The 17,583-nt window shown below is 53.7% G+C and carries 13 protein-coding genes; 3 read left to right on the forward strand and 10 right to left on the reverse strand.

Translation table 11 applies throughout. The features are described 5' to 3' along the window. Positions 1-4: 4 nt before the first annotated feature. From argO to tkt, 6 genes are all read right to left on the reverse strand, one after another. Positions 5-628 carry an arginine exporter ArgO gene (gene argO / locus AC6I77_RS15755; RefSeq protein WP_003852843.1) on the reverse strand — a complete coding sequence of 208 codons (624 nt, stop codon included), beginning with the start codon at positions 626-628 and terminating at the stop codon, positions 5-7. Positions 629-753: 125 nt separating this feature from the next. Continuing rightward, positions 754-1,635, reverse strand: coding sequence for a small-conductance mechanosensitive channel MscS (gene mscS, locus AC6I77_RS15760; RefSeq protein ID WP_003852840.1), 882 nt, complete (start codon positions 1,633-1,635; stop codon positions 754-756). Between the two features lie 208 nt (positions 1,636-1,843). Continuing rightward, entirely contained in the window at positions 1,844-2,923 is a 1,080-nt protein-coding gene (gene fbaA, locus AC6I77_RS15765) for a class II fructose-bisphosphate aldolase (RefSeq protein ID WP_140916629.1), read from the reverse strand. 105 nt (positions 2,924-3,028) lie between these two features. Continuing rightward, complete coding sequence (gene pgk, locus AC6I77_RS15770; protein WP_003853361.1) at positions 3,029-4,192, reverse strand: phosphoglycerate kinase; 1,164 nt, start codon at positions 4,190-4,192, stop codon at positions 3,029-3,031. 51 nt (positions 4,193-4,243) lie between these two features. Then, positions 4,244-5,263: an erythrose-4-phosphate dehydrogenase gene (epd, locus tag AC6I77_RS15775; RefSeq protein ID WP_192378100.1), complete on the reverse strand. Its 1,020-nt coding sequence runs from the start codon at positions 5,261-5,263 to the stop codon at positions 4,244-4,246. 314 nt (positions 5,264-5,577) lie between these two features. Next, positions 5,578-7,572 (reverse strand): transketolase, encoded by a 1,995-nt coding sequence (gene tkt / locus AC6I77_RS15780; RefSeq protein WP_008925680.1) that lies wholly within the window; start codon positions 7,570-7,572, stop codon positions 5,578-5,580. A 271-nt stretch (positions 7,573-7,843) separates the two neighbouring features. Between tkt and loiP the strand changes: the two genes are divergently transcribed. Continuing rightward, positions 7,844-8,602: a metalloprotease LoiP gene (gene loiP / locus AC6I77_RS15785; RefSeq protein WP_003853364.1), complete on the forward strand. Its 759-nt coding sequence runs from the start codon at positions 7,844-7,846 to the stop codon at positions 8,600-8,602. 64 nt (positions 8,603-8,666) lie between these two features. Here the strand turns inward: loiP and AC6I77_RS15790 are convergent, their stop codons facing one another. From AC6I77_RS15790 to speA, 3 genes are all read right to left on the reverse strand, one after another. Next, positions 8,667-9,077 (reverse strand): YidB family protein, encoded by a 411-nt coding sequence (locus tag AC6I77_RS15790; RefSeq protein ID WP_008925681.1) that lies wholly within the window; start codon positions 9,075-9,077, stop codon positions 8,667-8,669. A gap of 192 nt (positions 9,078-9,269) precedes the next feature. Further along, positions 9,270-10,190, reverse strand: a complete 921-nt coding sequence (gene speB, locus AC6I77_RS15795) for an agmatinase (protein ID WP_003853366.1) — start codon at positions 10,188-10,190, stop codon at positions 9,270-9,272. A 170-nt stretch (positions 10,191-10,360) separates the two neighbouring features. After that, entirely contained in the window at positions 10,361-12,337 is a 1,977-nt protein-coding gene (gene speA, locus AC6I77_RS15800) for a biosynthetic arginine decarboxylase (RefSeq protein ID WP_497817137.1), read from the reverse strand. An 840-nt stretch (positions 12,338-13,177) separates the two neighbouring features. On the opposite strand from speA, the gene metK reads away from it, so the two are divergent. Both metK and AC6I77_RS15810 read left to right on the forward strand, forming a co-directional pair. Further along, a complete protein-coding gene (metK, locus tag AC6I77_RS15805) occupies positions 13,178-14,329 on the forward strand; it encodes a methionine adenosyltransferase (protein ID WP_003853369.1) in 1,152 nt (383 codons plus the stop codon). A gap of 534 nt (positions 14,330-14,863) precedes the next feature. Further along, positions 14,864-16,261, forward strand: a complete 1,398-nt coding sequence (locus tag AC6I77_RS15810) for a sugar porter family MFS transporter (RefSeq protein ID WP_078804938.1) — start codon at positions 14,864-14,866, stop codon at positions 16,259-16,261. A gap of 80 nt (positions 16,262-16,341) precedes the next feature. Here the strand turns inward: AC6I77_RS15810 and AC6I77_RS15815 are convergent, their stop codons facing one another. Next, positions 16,342-17,565, reverse strand: coding sequence for an O-antigen ligase family protein (locus tag AC6I77_RS15815; protein ID WP_003853373.1), 1,224 nt, complete (start codon positions 17,563-17,565; stop codon positions 16,342-16,344). Positions 17,566-17,583 lie beyond the last annotated feature (18 nt).

Here is a 17,583-nt window from a genome sequence, read left to right on the forward strand (position 1 = left end):
AAGATCAAAAACCGGCAATACCCTGACGCGCCAGTTGCAGGGCGATAAACCACATTACCGCGCCGACCAGCAGGTTAATCACACGCTGTGCTTTCGCGGTGCGCAGGCGCGGTGACAGCCACGCGGCCAGCAGCGCCAGGCCGAAAAACCACAGGATCGACGCGCTGACGGTGCCCAGCGCGAACCACTGACGCGCCGTGGTGCTGGGCAACTGGCCGCCAAGACTGCCCAGCACCACAAAAGTGTCGAGATAGACGTGCGGATTGAGCCAGGTTACCGCCAGCAATGTTGCGATAATGCGTCCCCTGCTCTGCTTCAGTGGCTCGCCATCCGCCAGATCGGCGTTGCCACGAAAAGCGCTTCGCAGCGCACCCCAGCCATACCAGAGCAGAAAGGCTACGCCTGCCCAGGTGATGACCATCAGCAGCAGCGGAGACTGGCTTAGCAGGGCGCTGCCGCCAAAGATGCCGCCGCATATCAGCAGAATATCGCTCAGTGAGCAGAGTGCCGCCGTCATCAGATGATACTGACGTTTCACGCCCTGATTCATCACAAATGCGTTTTGTGGCCCCAATGGCAGGATCAGCGCAGCGCCCAGGGCAAGCCCCTGAAAGTAGAGAGATATCACAGAATTACGTCCTCACATGGTCAGATGTGGGGAAGTATAAAGAGAGGAGATGATTAGCGGAAATTGAAAGAATTAATCCACGATTAGCAAAATTAATGGGCGACAGACGCCGCCCATTGAACAAATTACTGCGGCTGTGTCTCTGGTGCAGGTGTATCTGACGGTCTGACGCGGTGCAGATGCACATCCATCTGCGGATAAGGAATACCAATTCCTTTGCCATCCAGCGTACGCTTGAAGTTCTTCATCAGATCCCAGTAGACGTTTTGCAGGTCTCCACTGTTGCTCCAGCAGCGCACGACAAAATTCATTGAGGATGCGGCTAACTCATTAAGCCCAATCTGGATACCCATATCTTTTAGTACACGTTCATCTGCTTCAACGACTTCCCGCAGCAGCGTCAGAACCTGATCCACATCGGCATCGTAGGAGACGCCGATAATAAATTCATTGCGGCGTACCGGCTCACGGGAAAAGTTAACGATGTTTCCGGCAAGGATTTTACCGTTCGGCACCACCACGCGCTTGCCATCCGCTGACTTGAGCGTCGTAGAGAAGATCTGCACGTTCATGACTGTGCCCATGATGCCACCCAGATCCACAAACTCACCGGTGCGGAAGTGGCGGAAGATCACCAGCAGTACGCCGGCAGCCAGGTTTGACAGTGAATCTTTTAAGGCCAGACCCACAGCCAGACCGGCCGCACCGAGGATGGCAATAACCGAGGTGGTCTGTACGCCAATGCGACCCAGCGCCGCGATAAGTGTGAAGGCGATAATGCCGTAGCGCACCAGCGCCGACAAAAAGTCAGCAACGGTCGTATCAATATGACGTGCGCACAGCAGACGATTAACGGTGTTGGAGATGATGCGTGCAACAATCATACCCACAAAGATAATCGCAATAGCTGCGACAATGTTCACCGCATAGCTTATCAGCAGCTCCTGATTGCGTACTATCCAGTTACCTGCGTTGTTAAGCTCATCAAACATACCCGTATCCTGCATGGAACCATCCTGTAATTAAATTCCCAAGGGAAGTAACAACAGATTGTCAGAACAGCTCTGACAATCCCTGACAAAAGGGTAAACAATAAATGCCGGTGTGCCAAACCTGCATGACCTTTGACGCAAATCCGGCGAAAAAAGATCAAAAAAAAGGCCCTTTCGGGCCTTTTTTATACAGAAGACAGTTTATACCGTAACTCAATATCAGTTACAGAACGTCGACAGCGTTGAGCTCTTTGAAAGCCTGCTCCAGACGCACGACCATTGAGGCCTGGGCTGAACGCAGCCAGACGCGTGGGTCGTAGTATTTTTTGTTTGGCTTGTCGTCGCCTTCCGGGTTACCCAGCTGCGACTGCAGATAGCCTTCATTCTTTTTGTAGTACTGCAGGATGCCGTCCCAGGTTGCCCATTGGGTATCGGTATCGATGTTCATCTTGATCACGCCGTAGCTGATAGACTCTTCGATTTCTGCAGCTGAAGAACCTGAACCGCCGTGGAAAACGAAGTCCAGCGCGTTGTGCGGCAGGCCATGTTTTTCACACACGAATTTCTGCGAATCACGCAGAATGGTTGGGGTCAGTTTCACGTTACCTGGCTTGTAAACGCCGTGTACGTTGCCGAATGAAGCCGCAATGGTGAAGCGCGGGCTGATAGCATTCAGTTTTTCGTATGCGTAGTTCACATCTTCTGGCTGGGTGTAGAGAGCAGATGCGTCCATATGGCTGTTATCCACGCCATCTTCTTCACCACCGGTGCAGCCCAGTTCGATTTCCAGCGTCATGTCGAGTTTCGCCATGCGCGCCAGATACTTGCTGCTGATTTCGATGTTCTCTTCCAGTGACTCTTCTGACAGGTCGATCATGTGAGAAGAGAACAGTGGCTTACCGTTTTTCTGGAAGTACTCTTCGCCCGCGTCCAGCAGACCATCGATCCACGGCAGCAGTTTCTTCGCGCAGTGGTCAGTGTGCAGGACAACCGGCACGCCATACTGCTCTGCCATCAGGTGAACATGGTGTGCACCGGCGATAGCACCGAAGATTGCCGCGCCCTGTGGTTTGTCAGTCTTGAAGCCTTTACCGGCGATAAATGCAGCACCACCGTTAGAGAACTGGATGATGATTGGCGCTTTCACTTTCGCCGCCGCTTCCAGTGCCGCATTGATGGAGTCGGTGCCGACGCAGTTCACGGCTGGCAGTGCGAATTTGTTCTCTTTCGCAACTTTGAAGATCTTCTGTACGTCATCACCAGTGACAACGCCGGGTTTTACGAAATCAAAAATTTTAGACATGATTGTGTCCTGTTTCGTGACCGTTGTTCCCTTAAAGGAACGTCGATTTAAACGCCCAGATGGGCAAGACTTCAGACGATGCCGCGAGGCATCGCCCCCAAAGGATTACTGCTTCGCACGCTCTTCCAGCATGGCAACTGCTGGCAGTTTTTTGCCTTCCACGAACTCCAGGAACGCACCACCGCCGGTAGAGATGTAGGAAATTTTGTCTTCAATGCCGAACAGGTCGATAGCCGCTAAGGTATCGCCGCCGCCTGCAACAGAGAAGGCATCACTGTCTGCAATCGCGTTAGCCACGATCTCGGTGCCTTTACGGAAGTTAGGGAACTCAAACACGCCCACCGGGCCATTCCACAGGATGGTTTTAGCCTCTTTCAGTATGGCAGCCATGGCCTGAGCGGTTTCATCACCGAAGTCCATAATCTCTTCGTTATCTGCTACTTCCGAAACCTTTTTCACGGTCGCTGGCGCAGTTTCAGAGAATTCTGTGCCGACGCGAGAGTCAGTTGGAACCGGGATACCGTGCTGATCGCGCAGGCCTTTAGCCGCTTCAACGAAGTCGGGTTCATACAGTGACTTGCCGACATTGTTGTCGATAGCCACGAAGGTGTTCGCAATGCCGCCGCCGACAATCACGGTGTCCGCGATTTTGACCAGAGACTGCAGCACATCAAATTTGGTAGAGACTTTAGAACCACCAACAACAGCCACCAGCGGACGCTCAGGGTTGCTCATGACCTTACCCAGCGCTTCCAGTTCTGCAGAAAGCAGCGGACCGGCACAGGCGATAGGGGCAAATTTGCCAACGCCGTGGGTAGAAGCCTGCGCGCGGTGCGCAGTACCAAACGCGTCCATCACAAATACGTCGCACAGGGCGGCATATTTTTTAGACAGCGCTTCGTCATCTTTCTTTTCGCCTTTGTTAAAGCGAACGTTTTCCAGCACAACCAGTTCGCCAGCGCCCACTTCAACGCCATCGAGGTAATCTTTTGCCAGGGTCACAGTGGTGCCGCTCAGCTTCTCTTTCAGGTAGTTAACTACCGGCAGCAGCGAGAACTCTTCGTTGTATTCACCTTCGGTCGGACGACCCAGGTGAGAGGTAACCATTACTTTCGCGCCCTGTTTCAACGCCGCTTCAATGGTTGGCAGAGAAGCACGGATACGTGCATCAGACGTCACTTTACCTTCTTTAACTGGTACGTTCAGATCGGCACGGATCAGAACGCGTTTACCAGCCAGATCCAGATCGGTCATCTTAATTACAGACATGGTGAATCCTCTCGTTGATTCTCATAAGTTTTGCCAGACGCAAACCGCGTCTTACCTGAAACCGCTTGCGGCCATCGCTAACGTCGTGTCGAGCATTCGGTTAGCAAAGCCCCATTCATTGTCACACCAGACCAGTGTCTTGATAAGGTGTTGACCGCTGACCCGCGTTTGTGTTCCGTCCACAATGGCACTGTGCGGATCATGGTTAAAATCTACTGAGACTAACGGTAATTCCGTGTAGTCAACTATACCACGAAATGCCCCTTCTGCCGCGCTTCGCAACAAGGTGTTAACGTCACATGCCGTTACCGCGTTATACACAGAAACGCTGAGATCAATGGCCGTCACGTTAATCGTCGGGACGCGAACGGCTATCGCCTCAAAGCGATCGTTGAATTTCGGAAAAATACGGGTGATGCCTGCCGCCAGACGCGTATCCACTGGAATGATGGACTGACTGGCCGCACGGGTCCGGCGCAGATCGCTGTGATAGGCGTCGATCACCTGCTGATCGTGCATCGCCGAGTGGATCGTCGTGACGGTGCCGGATTCGATACCAAACGCATCATCCAGCAGTTTAATGACCGGAATAATGCAGTTTGTGGTGCAGGACGCATTGGAGACGATGCGATCGCTGGCGGTGAGATCCTGCTGGTTAACACCGAACACGACAGTCGCGTCGAGATCGTTTCCGCCAGGATGAGAGAACAGCACTTTTTTGGCACCCGCCTGCAGATGGGCTTCGCCATCAGCCCGTGAGCCATAGACGCCGGTACAGTCCAGCACCACATCCACATCGAGTTCACGCCACGGCAAATCGGCTATGTCTGCACGGTGCAAAATGCGCAGGGTATCGCCACCCACCCACATAACATCGCGCTCCTGACGAACGTCGAAAGCAAAACGGCCATGGCTGGTATCGTATTTCAGCAGGTGCGCCATACCGGTGGCTTCAGCCAGCTCATTAATCGCGACCACGGTAATCTCTGCACGTCGGCCCGTTTCATAGAGCGCGCGCAGGACATTGCGTCCAATCCGGCCAAAACCATTTATCGCTATCCGTACCGTCATTTCTCTCCTGCCACGTCAGACTGAAAAAACGTGCCGTTAGCCTGAGCGCTTCACTGCATTTTGTACAGGAGATTCTTGCCCGGCATTGTCCGAAATCAGGGCGGCTGGCCCGACGACTGAAACGGTTCAGCCAGAATAATAGAAGGAAGGAATAACAGGAATGATTGCGATCAATCTGACTGCATAAATTTGGATCTGCGTCACAAATTTAAGCCAGAAAGTGTTATTACTGCAGGAATAAAAGAGCAAAAGGGACGAAAGGATCGCCCCTTTAATTTCACAACCAGGCGGGAGCAGACCCGCCTGGCCAGTTATTACGCCAGCAGCGCTTTCGCTTTCGCGACGACGTTGTCAACGGTAAAGCCAAACAGCTCGAACAGCTGATCTGCAGGTGCAGATTCACCGAAGCTGGTCATACCCACGATAGCGCCATTCAGGCCCGTGTATTTGAACCAGTAATCAGCGATGCCCGCTTCAATAGCAACGCGAGCGCTGACGGCTTTAGGCAGCACAGATTCACGGTATTCATCGCTCTGCTTGTCGAAAGCATCGGTTGACGGCATCGAGACCACGCGCACTTTGCGGCCTTCGCTGGTGAGTTTGTCCCAGGCACCGACAGCCAGTTCAACTTCTGAACCGGTTGCGATCAGGATCAGCTCAGGGGTGCCGTCGCAATCTTTCAGCACGTAACCACCGCGCGCCACGTTAGCCAGCTGTGCAGCATCACGTTCCTGCTGCGCCAGGTTCTGACGGGAGAAGATCAGTGCCGTTGGGCCATCCTGACGTTCGATAGCATATTTCCACGCCACCGCAGATTCTACCTGGTCACATGGACGCCACAGGCTCATGTTTGGTGTGGTGCGCAGGCTCGCCATCTGCTCAACCGGCTGATGCGTCGGGCCATCTTCACCCAGACCGATTGAGTCGTGAGTGTAGACCATGATCTGACGGATCTTCATCAGTGCCGCCATACGCGCTGCGTTACGCGCATACTCAACGAACATCAGGAAGGTAGCGGTGTATGGCAGGAAGCCGCCATGCAGTGCCAGACCATTGGCGATAGCGGTCATACCGAATTCACGCACGCCGTAATGGATGTAGTTACCCGCAGCATCTTCGTTGATTGGCTTAGAACCAGACCAGATAGTCAGGTTGCTCGGCGCCAGGTCAGCTGAGCCGCCCAGGTATTCCGGCAGAATTTTACCAAAGGCTTCGATAGCATTCTGTGACGCTTTACGGCTGGCGATCTTCGCCGGGTTCGCCTGCAGCTGTTCAACGAACTTCTGAGACTCTTCCTGCCAGTTAGCTGGCAGTTCGTTGCTCACGCGACGTTTAAATTCAGCAGCCAGCTCAGGATGGGCCTGCGCATACGCAGCGAATTTCTCATCCCATGCCGCTTCTTTCGCCTGGCCCGCTTCTTTCGCGTCCCACTCAGCGTAGATGTCTGAAGGAATAACGAACGGTGCGTGGTTCCAGCCCAGCTGTTTGCGGGTCAGTGCCACTTCGTCATCACCCAGCGGCGCGCCGTGTGAATCATGGGTGCCCGCTTTGTTCGGTGAACCGAAGCCGATAACGGTTTTGCACATCAGCAGTGAAGGCTTGTCGCTGACGCTCTTCGCTTCGTCGATCGCTTTAGCAATCGCATCTGCATCATGGCCGTCTACGCCGCGCACGACATGCCAGCCGTACGCTTCAAAGCGCTTAGCGGTGTCATCAGTGAACCAGCCATCAATGTGACCATCGATGGAAATACCGTTGTCATCATAGAAGGCAACCAGTTTGCCCAGCTTCAGCGTACCCGCCAGTGAGCAGACTTCGTGAGAAATACCTTCCATCATGCAACCATCACCCATGAAGACATAGGTGTTGTGGTCTACGATGTCATGACCCGGACGGTTAAACTGCGCGGCCAGTGTGCGTTCAGCAATGGCGAAGCCGACGGCGTTGGCGATGCCCTGCCCCAGCGGACCGGTGGTGGTTTCAACGCCCACGGTGTAGCCATATTCAGGGTGACCTGGAGTTTTTGAGTGCAGCTGGCGGAAGTTTTCCAGTTCGCTCAGTGGCAGATCGTAGCCGGTCAGGTGCAGCAGGCTGTAGATCAGCATTGAGCCGTGACCGTTAGAGAGGACGAAACGGTCGCGGTCGGCCCACAGCGGGTTGGTCGGGTTGTGGTTCAGGTAGCCGCGCCAGAGTACTTCAGCGATGTCCGCCATGCCCATTGGGGCACCCGGATGTCCCGATTTCGCTTTCTGTACTGCATCCATACTTAACGCACGAATGGCGTTGGCAAGCTCTTTACGAGAGGGCATTTTCTACTCCAGGTCGGATTAATGCTTCGCACCTTAACTGATTGTTATTAATGAGTTACCGGGCAAAACAAGGAAAAAGTTGCCCATCAATGTACATGAAAGTCAGGTCAAAAGTACATGTTGTAAAACGCTAAATGTCACCGCTTCGTATGGCTTTTTCGGCCAGGTCTGCTAGCAAAGTGCAGACTGGCACGCTATAACCAAATCGTTTATTCATCTGAGTGAGTTTCAGGTGTTTGTTTTTCTTACCTTGTTATGGATGGGATACAGCATGAAAACCAAAAAAATGGTGTTAGCACTTGGCCTGACAGCGATGCTCAGCGGCTGTCAGGGTTTAGACAATAATGCACTGATGCAATCTGGCGCGCAGGCCTATCAGGCTTATAGCCTGAGCGACGATCAGGTAAAGCAACTGAGCGATAAATCCTGTGAGCAGATGGACAAGGATAATCAGCTGGCGCCCGCTAACAGTGAGTATCAGCAGCGCCTGAATAAGATTGCAGCCGCGCTGGGCGATAATATCAATGGCGTTCCGGCGAACTATAAGGTTTATCAGACCAAAGATGTCAACGCCTGGGCGATGGCAAACGGCTGTATCCGCGTTTACAGCGGCCTGATGGATATGATGACTGACAATGAGGTGGAAGGCGTGCTGGGCCATGAGATGGGCCACGTTGCATTGGGTCATACGCGTAAAGCGATGCAGCTGGCGTATGCCACAACCGCCGCCCGCACGGCAGCCGCATCAGTTGGCGGCGTGATCGGTTCACTGTCTCAGTCGCAACTGGGTGAGATGGGTGAAAAACTGGTTAACGCACAGTTCTCCCAGACTCAGGAATCGCAGGCAGATGATTACTCCTACGATCTGATGAAGAAGCGCAACATTAATCCGGAAGGTCTGGTGACCAGCTTTGAGAAACTGGCGAAGCTGGAACAGGGACGTCAGAGCTCGATGTTTGACTCGCACCCCGCTTCTGAAGCGCGTGCCGAGCACATCCGTGAACGTATTGCGGCAGACGCGAAGAAGTAATGCCTGATACAGGCGCATGCACACAGCATGCGCCTGCAGTACGGATCAGGTCAGAATCACTGGCCTAACGTTTGAATATCTGATCCACCATCGAACCTAAATCGAGTTTATTCTCGTGCAGCGACGCCTCATCCATATGCCCCTGAGGTGACATTTTGTCGATCAGCTGCGGCAGAATAACCGCCAGCGTGCCCGCGGCGCCCTTAACGTCGGTTCCCAGCTTATCTGCCAGTGACTGTAGCTCAGCCTGACCAAATGCAGAGTGGATATCGCTGTGTTCTACCGGCTGATTCGCCCCGGTGCCGATCCACGAACCAAACACCTCGCCCAGCCCGCCCTGCTGGAATTTTTGTAGCAGCACTTCAATACCGCCCTGCTCCTGCACCCAGTGCCAGACCGCCTGAAGTTGTCCGGGCAAATGCCCATCACTCTGCGCGCCCTGTAGCGATCCCGCCAGTTCATCAAGAAAGCCCATGATTGTCTCCACGTTGAGAATTGATATCAATGAGTTTAGCTGCTGATGCGCGGTTACGCCTGAGCAGCGGGCGTTGTGATAAAGGGAAACAATCCTGAGGAGGAAAAGCGGATGGCGGTCGTTACTGGCACTGTGCCGCATTAGCCGGCGGCGCAAAACCTGCCAGGTTAACCCGGCAGGCTCATGACAGGATTAACCTTTGTTTGCAGCCTGAACATGCAGCATATCCAGCGCCAGCGTCGCCGCCGCCAGTGCTGTCAGATCAGCATGATCGTATCCCGGTGCCACTTCCACCAGATCCATGCCGACAATGTTCATGCCCTGCAGGCCACGGATCAGCTTGGTCGCTTTATCCGTGGTCAGGCCGCCAATCACTGGCGTGCCGGTGCCAGGCGCATGCGCCGGATCCAGACAGTCGATGTCGAAGGTCAGATAGATCGGCAGATCACCAACGGTGCGTTTCACTTCCGCGAGGATATCGTCAACGCTGCGGTCGTTGACCTGCGCCGCATCCAGCACGTTGAAGCCAAGGCTCCTGTCGAATTCGGTGCGGATACCGATCTGCACAGAATGCTGTGGATCGATCAGACCTTCTTTCGGCGCGGTAAAGAACATAGTGCCGTGGTCGAAGGTCGGGCCGTTGGAGTAAGTGTCGGTATGCGCATCGAAATGCACCAGCGCCATCTTACCGAAGTGTTTTGCATGGGCGCGCAGCAGTGGCAGCGTAACGTAGTGATCGCCGCCAAAAGTCATCATGCGCTTGCCACTGGCCAGCAGTTTTTCCGCGTGAGCCTGCAACTTGTCGGAAAGATCCTGCGAATCACCGAAGGCGTAAACCAGATCACCACAGTCGACCACGTTCAGACGCTGACGCAGGTCGAAATCCCACGGCCAGCGGCAGCCTTCCCAGGCCAGATTGGTGGAGATCTGACGAATCGCGCCCGGACCCAGGCGGCTGCCCGGACGGCCCGATGTTGCAGCATCAAATGGCACGCCAGTGATAACCCACTCGGCGTCGCTGTCGTAAGGCTGGAAATTCAGCGGAAAACGCATGAAACCAAAGGCGTTAGAAACCAGGGAGTTGTCATACTGATTGCCAAGGGTGTTATACATAATTGCTCTCTCTATGTGCGTTAGTCAGGCCAGGCCCGCAAGCCATTAAGGTTGAGATGAAAAAAATCCCCTCCGCGTCGTTAGGCCCGACGAGGAAGGGATTGAGTGGGTCAGATTATCGGCATAGTTAACGGCAACTGCAATATGCGATTGCAGGCTGCCAGCGCCGATTATTCATCTTCTAAATAGGTGTAACCGTAGAGGCCGCTCTCAAACTCTTCCAGGAACTGCGCGCGCAGCTCTTCGTCGACATCGGATGCCTGCACCTGATTACGGAACAGCGCCATCAGCTCGTTGGGATCAAGCTGCACGTAACGCAGCATGTCCGCCACGGTATCGCCTTCATCAGAGAGCTGGACTTCCACATCGCCATTTTCGCGTGCGTAGACATCTACCGCCTCGGTGTCACCGAACAGGTTGTGCATGTTGCCCAGAATTTCCTGATAAGCACCGACCATGAAGAAGCCCAGCATTGGCGGGTTATCCAGGTCATATTGCGGCATCGGCATGGTCGTTGCGATACCGTCGCCATCCACATAGTGATCGATGGTGCCATCGGAGTCACAGGTGATGTCGAGCAGCACGGCGCGGCGCTCCGGCTTCTTGTTCAGCCCTTCCAGCGGCAGTACCGGGAACAGCTGGTCGATACCCCACGCATCCGGCATGGACTGGAACAGCGAGAAGTTAACGTAGATCTTATCTGCCATGCGCTCCTGCAGTTCGTCGATGATCGGACGGTGCGCACGGTTACTGGGATCAAGATGCTGCTGAATATAGTGGCAGATGCTCAGATAGAGCTGCTCAGCCCATGAACGCTGCTTCAGATCGTATGTACCGGAGGCGTAGCCGGTATGGATATCAGACAAATCCATCTGACTGTCGTGCAGCCATTCACGCAGCGAACGGCGGGTGCTTGGCTCATGCATCTCCTGCCAGGTTTCCCACATGCTGAGAATCGGGCGCGGCGCATCCGCATCCGGCGTTTCAGGTCCGCTGAACTCGTTACGCTCGACACCAATGATATTGGAGACCAGTACCGTGTGGTGCGCGGTCACAGCACGACCCGACTCGGTAATGACGGTCGGATGCTCGAGACCGTGCTCATCACAGGCCGCACCAATCGCCCAGATCACGTTGTTGGCATACTCATTCAGGCCATAGTTTACCGAGCAGTCAGACTGCGAGCGCGTGCCTTCGTAATCGACGCCCAGACCACCACCGACATCGAAACATTTGATGTTAACGCCCAGCTTCGCCAGTTCGACGTAGAAACGCGCCGACTCACGCACGCCGGTCGCGATGTCGCGAATGTTGGACATCTGCGAACCCAGATGGAAATGCAGCAGCTGCAGGCTGTCGATGCGACCCGCTTCGCGCATGATCTCAACCAGTTTCAGCACCTGCGTGGCGGAGAGGCCAAACTTCGATTTTTCGCCGCCGCTCGACTGCCATTTACCGGAGCCTTGCGAAGCCAGACGCGCACGGATGCCAAGACGCGGCACGACATTCAGACGCTCCGCTTCTTCCAGCACCAGCCGCACTTCCGTCATCTTCTCCAGCACCAGATAGACCTTGTGGCCCATCTTCTCGCCAATCAGCGCCAGACGAATATATTCGCGATCTTTATAGCCGTTACAGACGATCACTGAGCGGGTCTGACCGGCATGCGCCAGCACGGCCATCAGCTCGGCTTTCGAGCCGGCTTCCAGTCCCAGCGGCTCGCCAGAGTGAATCAGCGACTCAATAACGCGTTTGTGCTGGTTAACTTTGATCGGGTAAACCAGGAAGTAGTCGCCTTTGTAGCCGTAAGATTCGCGCGCACGTTTAAACGCGGCGTTAATCGAGCGCAGACGGTGTTGCAGAATCTGTGGGAAGCAGAACAAGGCGGGGAGACGCTGGCCCTGTGCTTCGCGCTCTTTAACCAGGCGGGCTAAGTCGACGCGCACATCCGGACGATCCGGATCGGGGCAGACACTGATGTGGCCCAGTTCGTTAACGTCATAATAGTTGTTGCCCCACCAGGCGATGTTGTACGTACGCAACATTTTGCTCGCATCCTGATCGTTCATTGCCACCTCCTGCATGGAGCGGAGTGCACCCTGTTCGCCAGCTGACGAACCTTTGATATTCTTCATGTCGTCAGACATCGCGAACCTCAATTTTCCGTTGAAAGATAGAACTGCTAACCGGCTTTATGGCCGCTAATCTGAAAACCTGTTGCCACATTAAACACAATGTCCTGTTCACCTGACGTTGCCGTCAGCGCGATTCACGCATGAGAGTTAAGTGTAAAACACCCTGGCCATCTCCGTTTAAACAGAGAACATTTAGTTATGTATTGACCATGGATAACCTGCGTCGTTCCGCTACGCGGGCGCAGAGAAGAGACCAAACCAGCAGAACAGAGATAAAGATTAGCCGGCGCCTGTGTCGGTAAAATTACCGCATCGGACATAGTGTCGGCAGGACAAAGAAACAGATGGGAGGCAGGAGAGAGCCAGTGCAGCGCCGCAGCGCAAGGAACCGGAAGAAGAAAAAGCGTGGTTCATTACTTGTATCACCTCCGCATATGCCAGGGGCACATGGAAAACAACCTGGGTGAAAGCCAGACCAGAGTCTGACAGGCGCGACGCAAACAGTGGCGTCATCCTTGCTGCTGCTATCGAAGCAGCGGCGTTTTATACAGTTTACAGCGCTAAAATGCAAAAAGATTATCCGGGAATTGCGTGCAGTGTCAGCAAATTATGCCGATAACGGTTACAGGTTAAGCGCTTAAACAGAAAAAGGGCTGGTAATTGGTTTATCCTCTATCCTAAAATAGCCGTCCAGATGGTTTTCCATCTAAACAGGTTACTATCCAGGCGGTGTCAGCCTGCTGTGCTGATACTACCTCACTGCTCGCGGCTTTGCCTGAAGGGGCGTCAGGTCAGACAACCTCACTGGCGCTATGCAGTCGTACTCAAACCATATTTAAGGTAAAGAACAGAATGGCTAAACACCTTTTTACGTCCGAGTCCGTATCAGAAGGACATCCCGATAAAATCGCCGACCAGATCTCCGATGCTGTGCTGGATGCGATCCTCGAACAGGATCCTAAAGCGCGCGTGGCCTGCGAAACTTACGTTAAAACCGGAATGGTTCTGGTTGGCGGTGAAATCACCACCAGCGCCTGGGTCGATATTGAAGAGATCACCCGTCAGACCGTACGTGACATCGGCTATGTTCATTCCGATATGGGCTTTGATGCCAACTCCTGCGCGGTATTAAGCGCCATTGGCAAACAGTCTCAGGATATTAATCAGGGCGTTGACCGCACCGATCCGCTGGAACAGGGCGCGGGTGATCAGGGTCTGATGTTCGGCTATGCCACCAACGAAACTGACGTGCTGATGCCTGCGCCGGTGACCTATGCGCACCGTCTGGTTCAGCGTCAGGCTGAAGTACGTAAAAACGGGACCCTGCCGTGGCTGCGTCCGGATGCCAAAAGCCAGGTCACTTTCCAGTATGACGATGGCAAAATCGTTGGCATTGATGCAGTCGTCCTGTCTACCCAGCACGCTGAATCCATCAGTCAGAAAGATCTGCAGGAAGCGGTGATGGAAGAGATCATCAAACCGGTTCTGCCAACAGAATGGCTGAGTGCCTCGACCAAATATCACATTAACCCAACCGGTCGCTTTGTCATTGGCGGTCCGATGGGCGATTGCGGTCTGACCGGCCGTAAAATCATCGTCGACACCTACGGCGGTATGGCACGTCACGGTGGCGGTGCGTTCTCGGGTAAAGATCCTTCTAAAGTTGACCGCTCTGCCGCCTATGCAGCGCGTTACGTGGCAAAAAACATCGTGGCGGCGGGTCTGGCTGACCGTTGTGAAATTCAGGTCTCCTACGCTATTGGCGTGGCTGAACCGACCTCCATCATGGTGGAAACCTTCGGCACCGAGAAAATCTCAACTGAACAGTTGACGCTGCTGGTACGCGAGTTCTTCGACCTGCGTCCATACGGTCTGATTCAGATGCTGGACCTGCTGCACCCAATCTATAAAGAGACCGCAGCTTACGGTCACTTTGGTCGCGAACATTTCCCATGGGAAAAAACCGACAAAGCTGCCCTGCTGCGTGAAGCAGCTGGCCTGTAAGGTTAGCGGCTGCTGATAAAAACCCTGCCCCGGTGGCAGGGTTTTTTATCGCCCGATCAGCCCCATTGCTCACCTGAGAATGTCTGCCTCCGCCCGGCACCGGAATACGATAACCCTGCTGTTTATTCCAGACATCTGAAGACGAAAAAAACGAACCTGAATGACATCCTCTTTACTCTGCAGCAAATTTTCAGTTCTCAGCTACACTTCCTTTCGCTTTTTCTGACGACAAAATGTTAACGATTACAAATCGAAATGCTTTGTATATCTGACATTTAAGAATTAACGCACGTAGTTATTATGCTGAAAATGCGTTATTTTCAGCGTCGTCTGATAGCCACTAAATAGAGCATTGTCAGAAACTTAATGAGTGCTATACCTCACTGGTTAATTAATCTTTCCGGGAAAAATATGCTGAATTTCAGGGTTTCAGCGTGTGTAAGCGATTACACTGATGTGATCAGGCTCACTTTTTTCCCGCAAATGGTTTTTTAACATTGATAAAAACAATGATGGATAAACCTGGAGGCTACAATGCCTGGCAATACACACAAAAGCAGAACTTCAAATAAGGCGATGACCTTATTTGTCTGCTTTCTGGCGGCCCTTGCGGGACTGCTGTTCGGTCTGGATATCGGCGTTATCGCCGGTGCTCTGCCGTTTATCGCAAAGGACTTTAACGTCACCCCTCATCAGCAGGAGTGGATCGTCAGTTCCATGATGTTTGGTGCGGCGGTCGGTGCTATCGGCAGCGGCTGGATGTCATCCCGCCTGGGCCGTAAGAAAAGCCTGATGGCTGGTGCGATTCTGTTCGTGATCGGTTCACTCTGGTCAGCAATGTCGCCAAACCCGGAAATGCTGATCAGCGCCCGCGTTCTGCTGGGTCTGGCTGTCGGTATCGCCTCTTATACCGCCCCGCTTTATCTTTCTGAGATCGCACCGGAAAAAATTCGCGGCAGTATGATTTCGCTTTACCAGCTGATGATTACTATCGGTATTCTGGGTGCTTACCTGACCGATACCGCATTCAGCTTTACCGGCAACTGGCGCTGGATGCTGGGTATCATCACGATTCCGGCACTGCTGTTGCTGGTCGGTGTTTTCTTCCTGCCAAACAGCCCACGCTGGCTGGCGGCGCGAGGCAACTTCCGCGATGCACAACGTGTACTGGATCGTCTGCGTGACACCAGCGAGCAGGCAAAACGTGAGCTGGAAGAGATTCGTGAGAGCCTGAAGGTCAAGCAGTCTGGCTGGGGTCTGTTCACCAGCAGCAGCCACTTCCGTCGCGCGGTCTATCTCGGCATCCTGTTGCAGGTGATGCAGCAGTTTACCGGCATGAACGTCATCATGTACTACGCGCCAAAAATCTTTGAAATCGCAGGCTTCACTAACACCACCCAGCAGATGTGGGGCACGGTGATTGTGGGTCTGGTCAACGTTCTGGCCACCTTTATTGCTATTGGTCTGGTGGATCGCTGGGGTCGTAAACCTACCCTGATTCTGGGCTTTATGGTGATGGCAGCCGGTATGGGCGTGCTGGGTACAATGCTGCACTTCGGTATTCACTCAGCAGGCGCACAGTACTTTGCGATCGGTATGCTGCTGATGTTTATCGTTGGCTTTGCCATGTCAGCCGGTCCGTTGATCTGGGTACTCTGTTCCGAAATTCAGCCGCTGAAAGGCCGCGACTTCGGTATCACTGTCTCTACGACCACCAACTGGATCGCAAACATGATCGTGGGTGCAACCTTCCTGACCATGCTGAATACGCTGGGCAATGCGAACACCTTCTGGGTCTACGCGGCGCTTAACCTGTTCTTCATTCTGCTGACGCTGATGCTGATTCCTGAGACCAAAAACGTCTCGCTGGAGCACATTGAACGTAATCTGATGGCAGGTAAGAAACTGCGCGACATCGGTTCTCGCGACTAACGTTACGTCGTAAAAATCGCGGTAATAAAAAGGCGGGGTTTCCAGAGAAACCCCGCCTTTTTTATAGGTTCAGACAGAGACTATGCAGCGGTGACCGGCAGCGGCCGCCGTATACAGCAGAGCGCCAGAGCCATAATAAAAATGGTGGCGGTCTGATTATAAGGCAGTACCGAATCGGTCAGTCCGCAGATAAACAATCCCAGCATCGGCAGCGCAACACCGCGCAGATCGCACTTCTTCAGCACGCCTGCCAGCACGGTCAGATAGAGCAGCGCCAGCGACAGCGCACCCAGCCAGCCCTGCAGTGTCGTCACTTCCAGAAACTCGTTGTGCATGTTGTATTTAACGTTGGTATAGCCCTCAGTATTGTGAGGATAGTGCGCCGTGATGAACTGTCGGGCCTCGGTGGTGCGCGCATCCGGCGTCGCAAAACCGCCATGATGCTCAATAAAATTCATCGCCCCGCCCCAGATAGCCACACGTGCGCCCAGGGAGGTTGAGCTGTTTGAGCCATAGTTCTCGATATCCTGCACACCCTCCACCCAGCGGTTACTGGTCATCAGGATCAGCACCGCCAGCACGCCCACCAGCAAAGCACTAATCCGCCAGTTGGTCAGCAACGACAGCCGATAAGTCTGCACCAGGAACAGCAATCCTGCGGCAATCAGCGCAATCAGGGTCACCCGGGTGCCACATAGGTAGAGCAAGGCAAAGGTCACCGCCAGCGCAACGACATCAGCCACCTTCCAGTACGAGTGCGTCTCAAAGCGGCTCAGCCATAGCCAGGCACAGTAGATAAAAAGAATCATGTAGGAGGACATCGAGGCCGCTTCGGTGGTGAGTTTGATGCGGATATTTTCGGTATAAAGATGCTCGTGAATACCAAAGCCCAGCGTAATCAACAGTCCCACCAGAATTAACACTTTTCCGATGCGCAGCGTGGTAGCAGAGACCCGATGACCATAAATCGCCAGACTGAGCAGCACAAAGGCGCCCAGTAACAGTCGCTTCGCCCCCAGCAGATAGTTGCCGATATTGGTGATGGCATCTTTTGAGGGCGCGGTTTCGATCCCTTTAGCGTGTATCGCCCAGAAGAGACGGATCAGGGCAAAAATAATCAGTACAGCAAACAGGGCGATATAAAAACCGTTCTCTTTAAAGTCCTCTCGCCTGCGCACCAGGCCATACAACACGGAGGCAACGGAGAGATAAGAGACCAGATAGAATATTTTTTGCGGCAGGCCGGTAACAAACATATTCAGTGACAGCGCCAGACAGAGCGCAATAACTGAAAAATTAACCATTAACGTTAATCCATCGCG

It is taken from the genome of Pantoea sp. X-Soil-ISGK-259 (assembly GCF_059730705.1).

Coding starts and splice junctions, on each gene's coding strand:
- AC6I77_RS15815 (WP_003853373.1), bottom strand. CDS start 17,565: ATGGTTAATTTTTCAGTTATTGCGCTCTGTCTGGCGCTGTCACTGAAT.
- loiP (WP_003853364.1), top strand. CDS start 7,844: ATGAAAACCAAAAAAATGGTGTTAGCACTTGGCCTGACAGCGATGCTC.
- mscS (WP_003852840.1), bottom strand. CDS start 1,635: ATGCAGGATACGGGTATGTTTGATGAGCTTAACAACGCAGGTAACTGG.
- speB (WP_003853366.1), bottom strand. CDS start 10,190: ATGTATAACACCCTTGGCAATCAGTATGACAACTCCCTGGTTTCTAAC.
- AC6I77_RS15790 (WP_008925681.1), bottom strand. CDS start 9,077: ATGGGCTTTCTTGATGAACTGGCGGGATCGCTACAGGGCGCGCAGAGT.
- tkt (WP_008925680.1), bottom strand. CDS start 7,572: ATGCCCTCTCGTAAAGAGCTTGCCAACGCCATTCGTGCGTTAAGTATG.
- pgk (WP_003853361.1), bottom strand. CDS start 4,192: ATGTCTGTAATTAAGATGACCGATCTGGATCTGGCTGGTAAACGCGTT.
- fbaA (WP_140916629.1), bottom strand. CDS start 2,923: ATGTCTAAAATTTTTGATTTCGTAAAACCCGGCGTTGTCACTGGTGAT.
- AC6I77_RS15810 (WP_078804938.1), top strand. CDS start 14,864: ATGCCTGGCAATACACACAAAAGCAGAACTTCAAATAAGGCGATGACC.
- metK (WP_003853369.1), top strand. CDS start 13,178: ATGGCTAAACACCTTTTTACGTCCGAGTCCGTATCAGAAGGACATCCC.
- speA (WP_497817137.1), bottom strand. CDS start 12,337: ATGTCTGACGACATGAAGAATATCAAAGGTTCGTCAGCTGGCGAACAG.
- epd (WP_192378100.1), bottom strand. CDS start 5,263: ATGACGGTACGGATAGCGATAAATGGTTTTGGCCGGATTGGACGCAAT.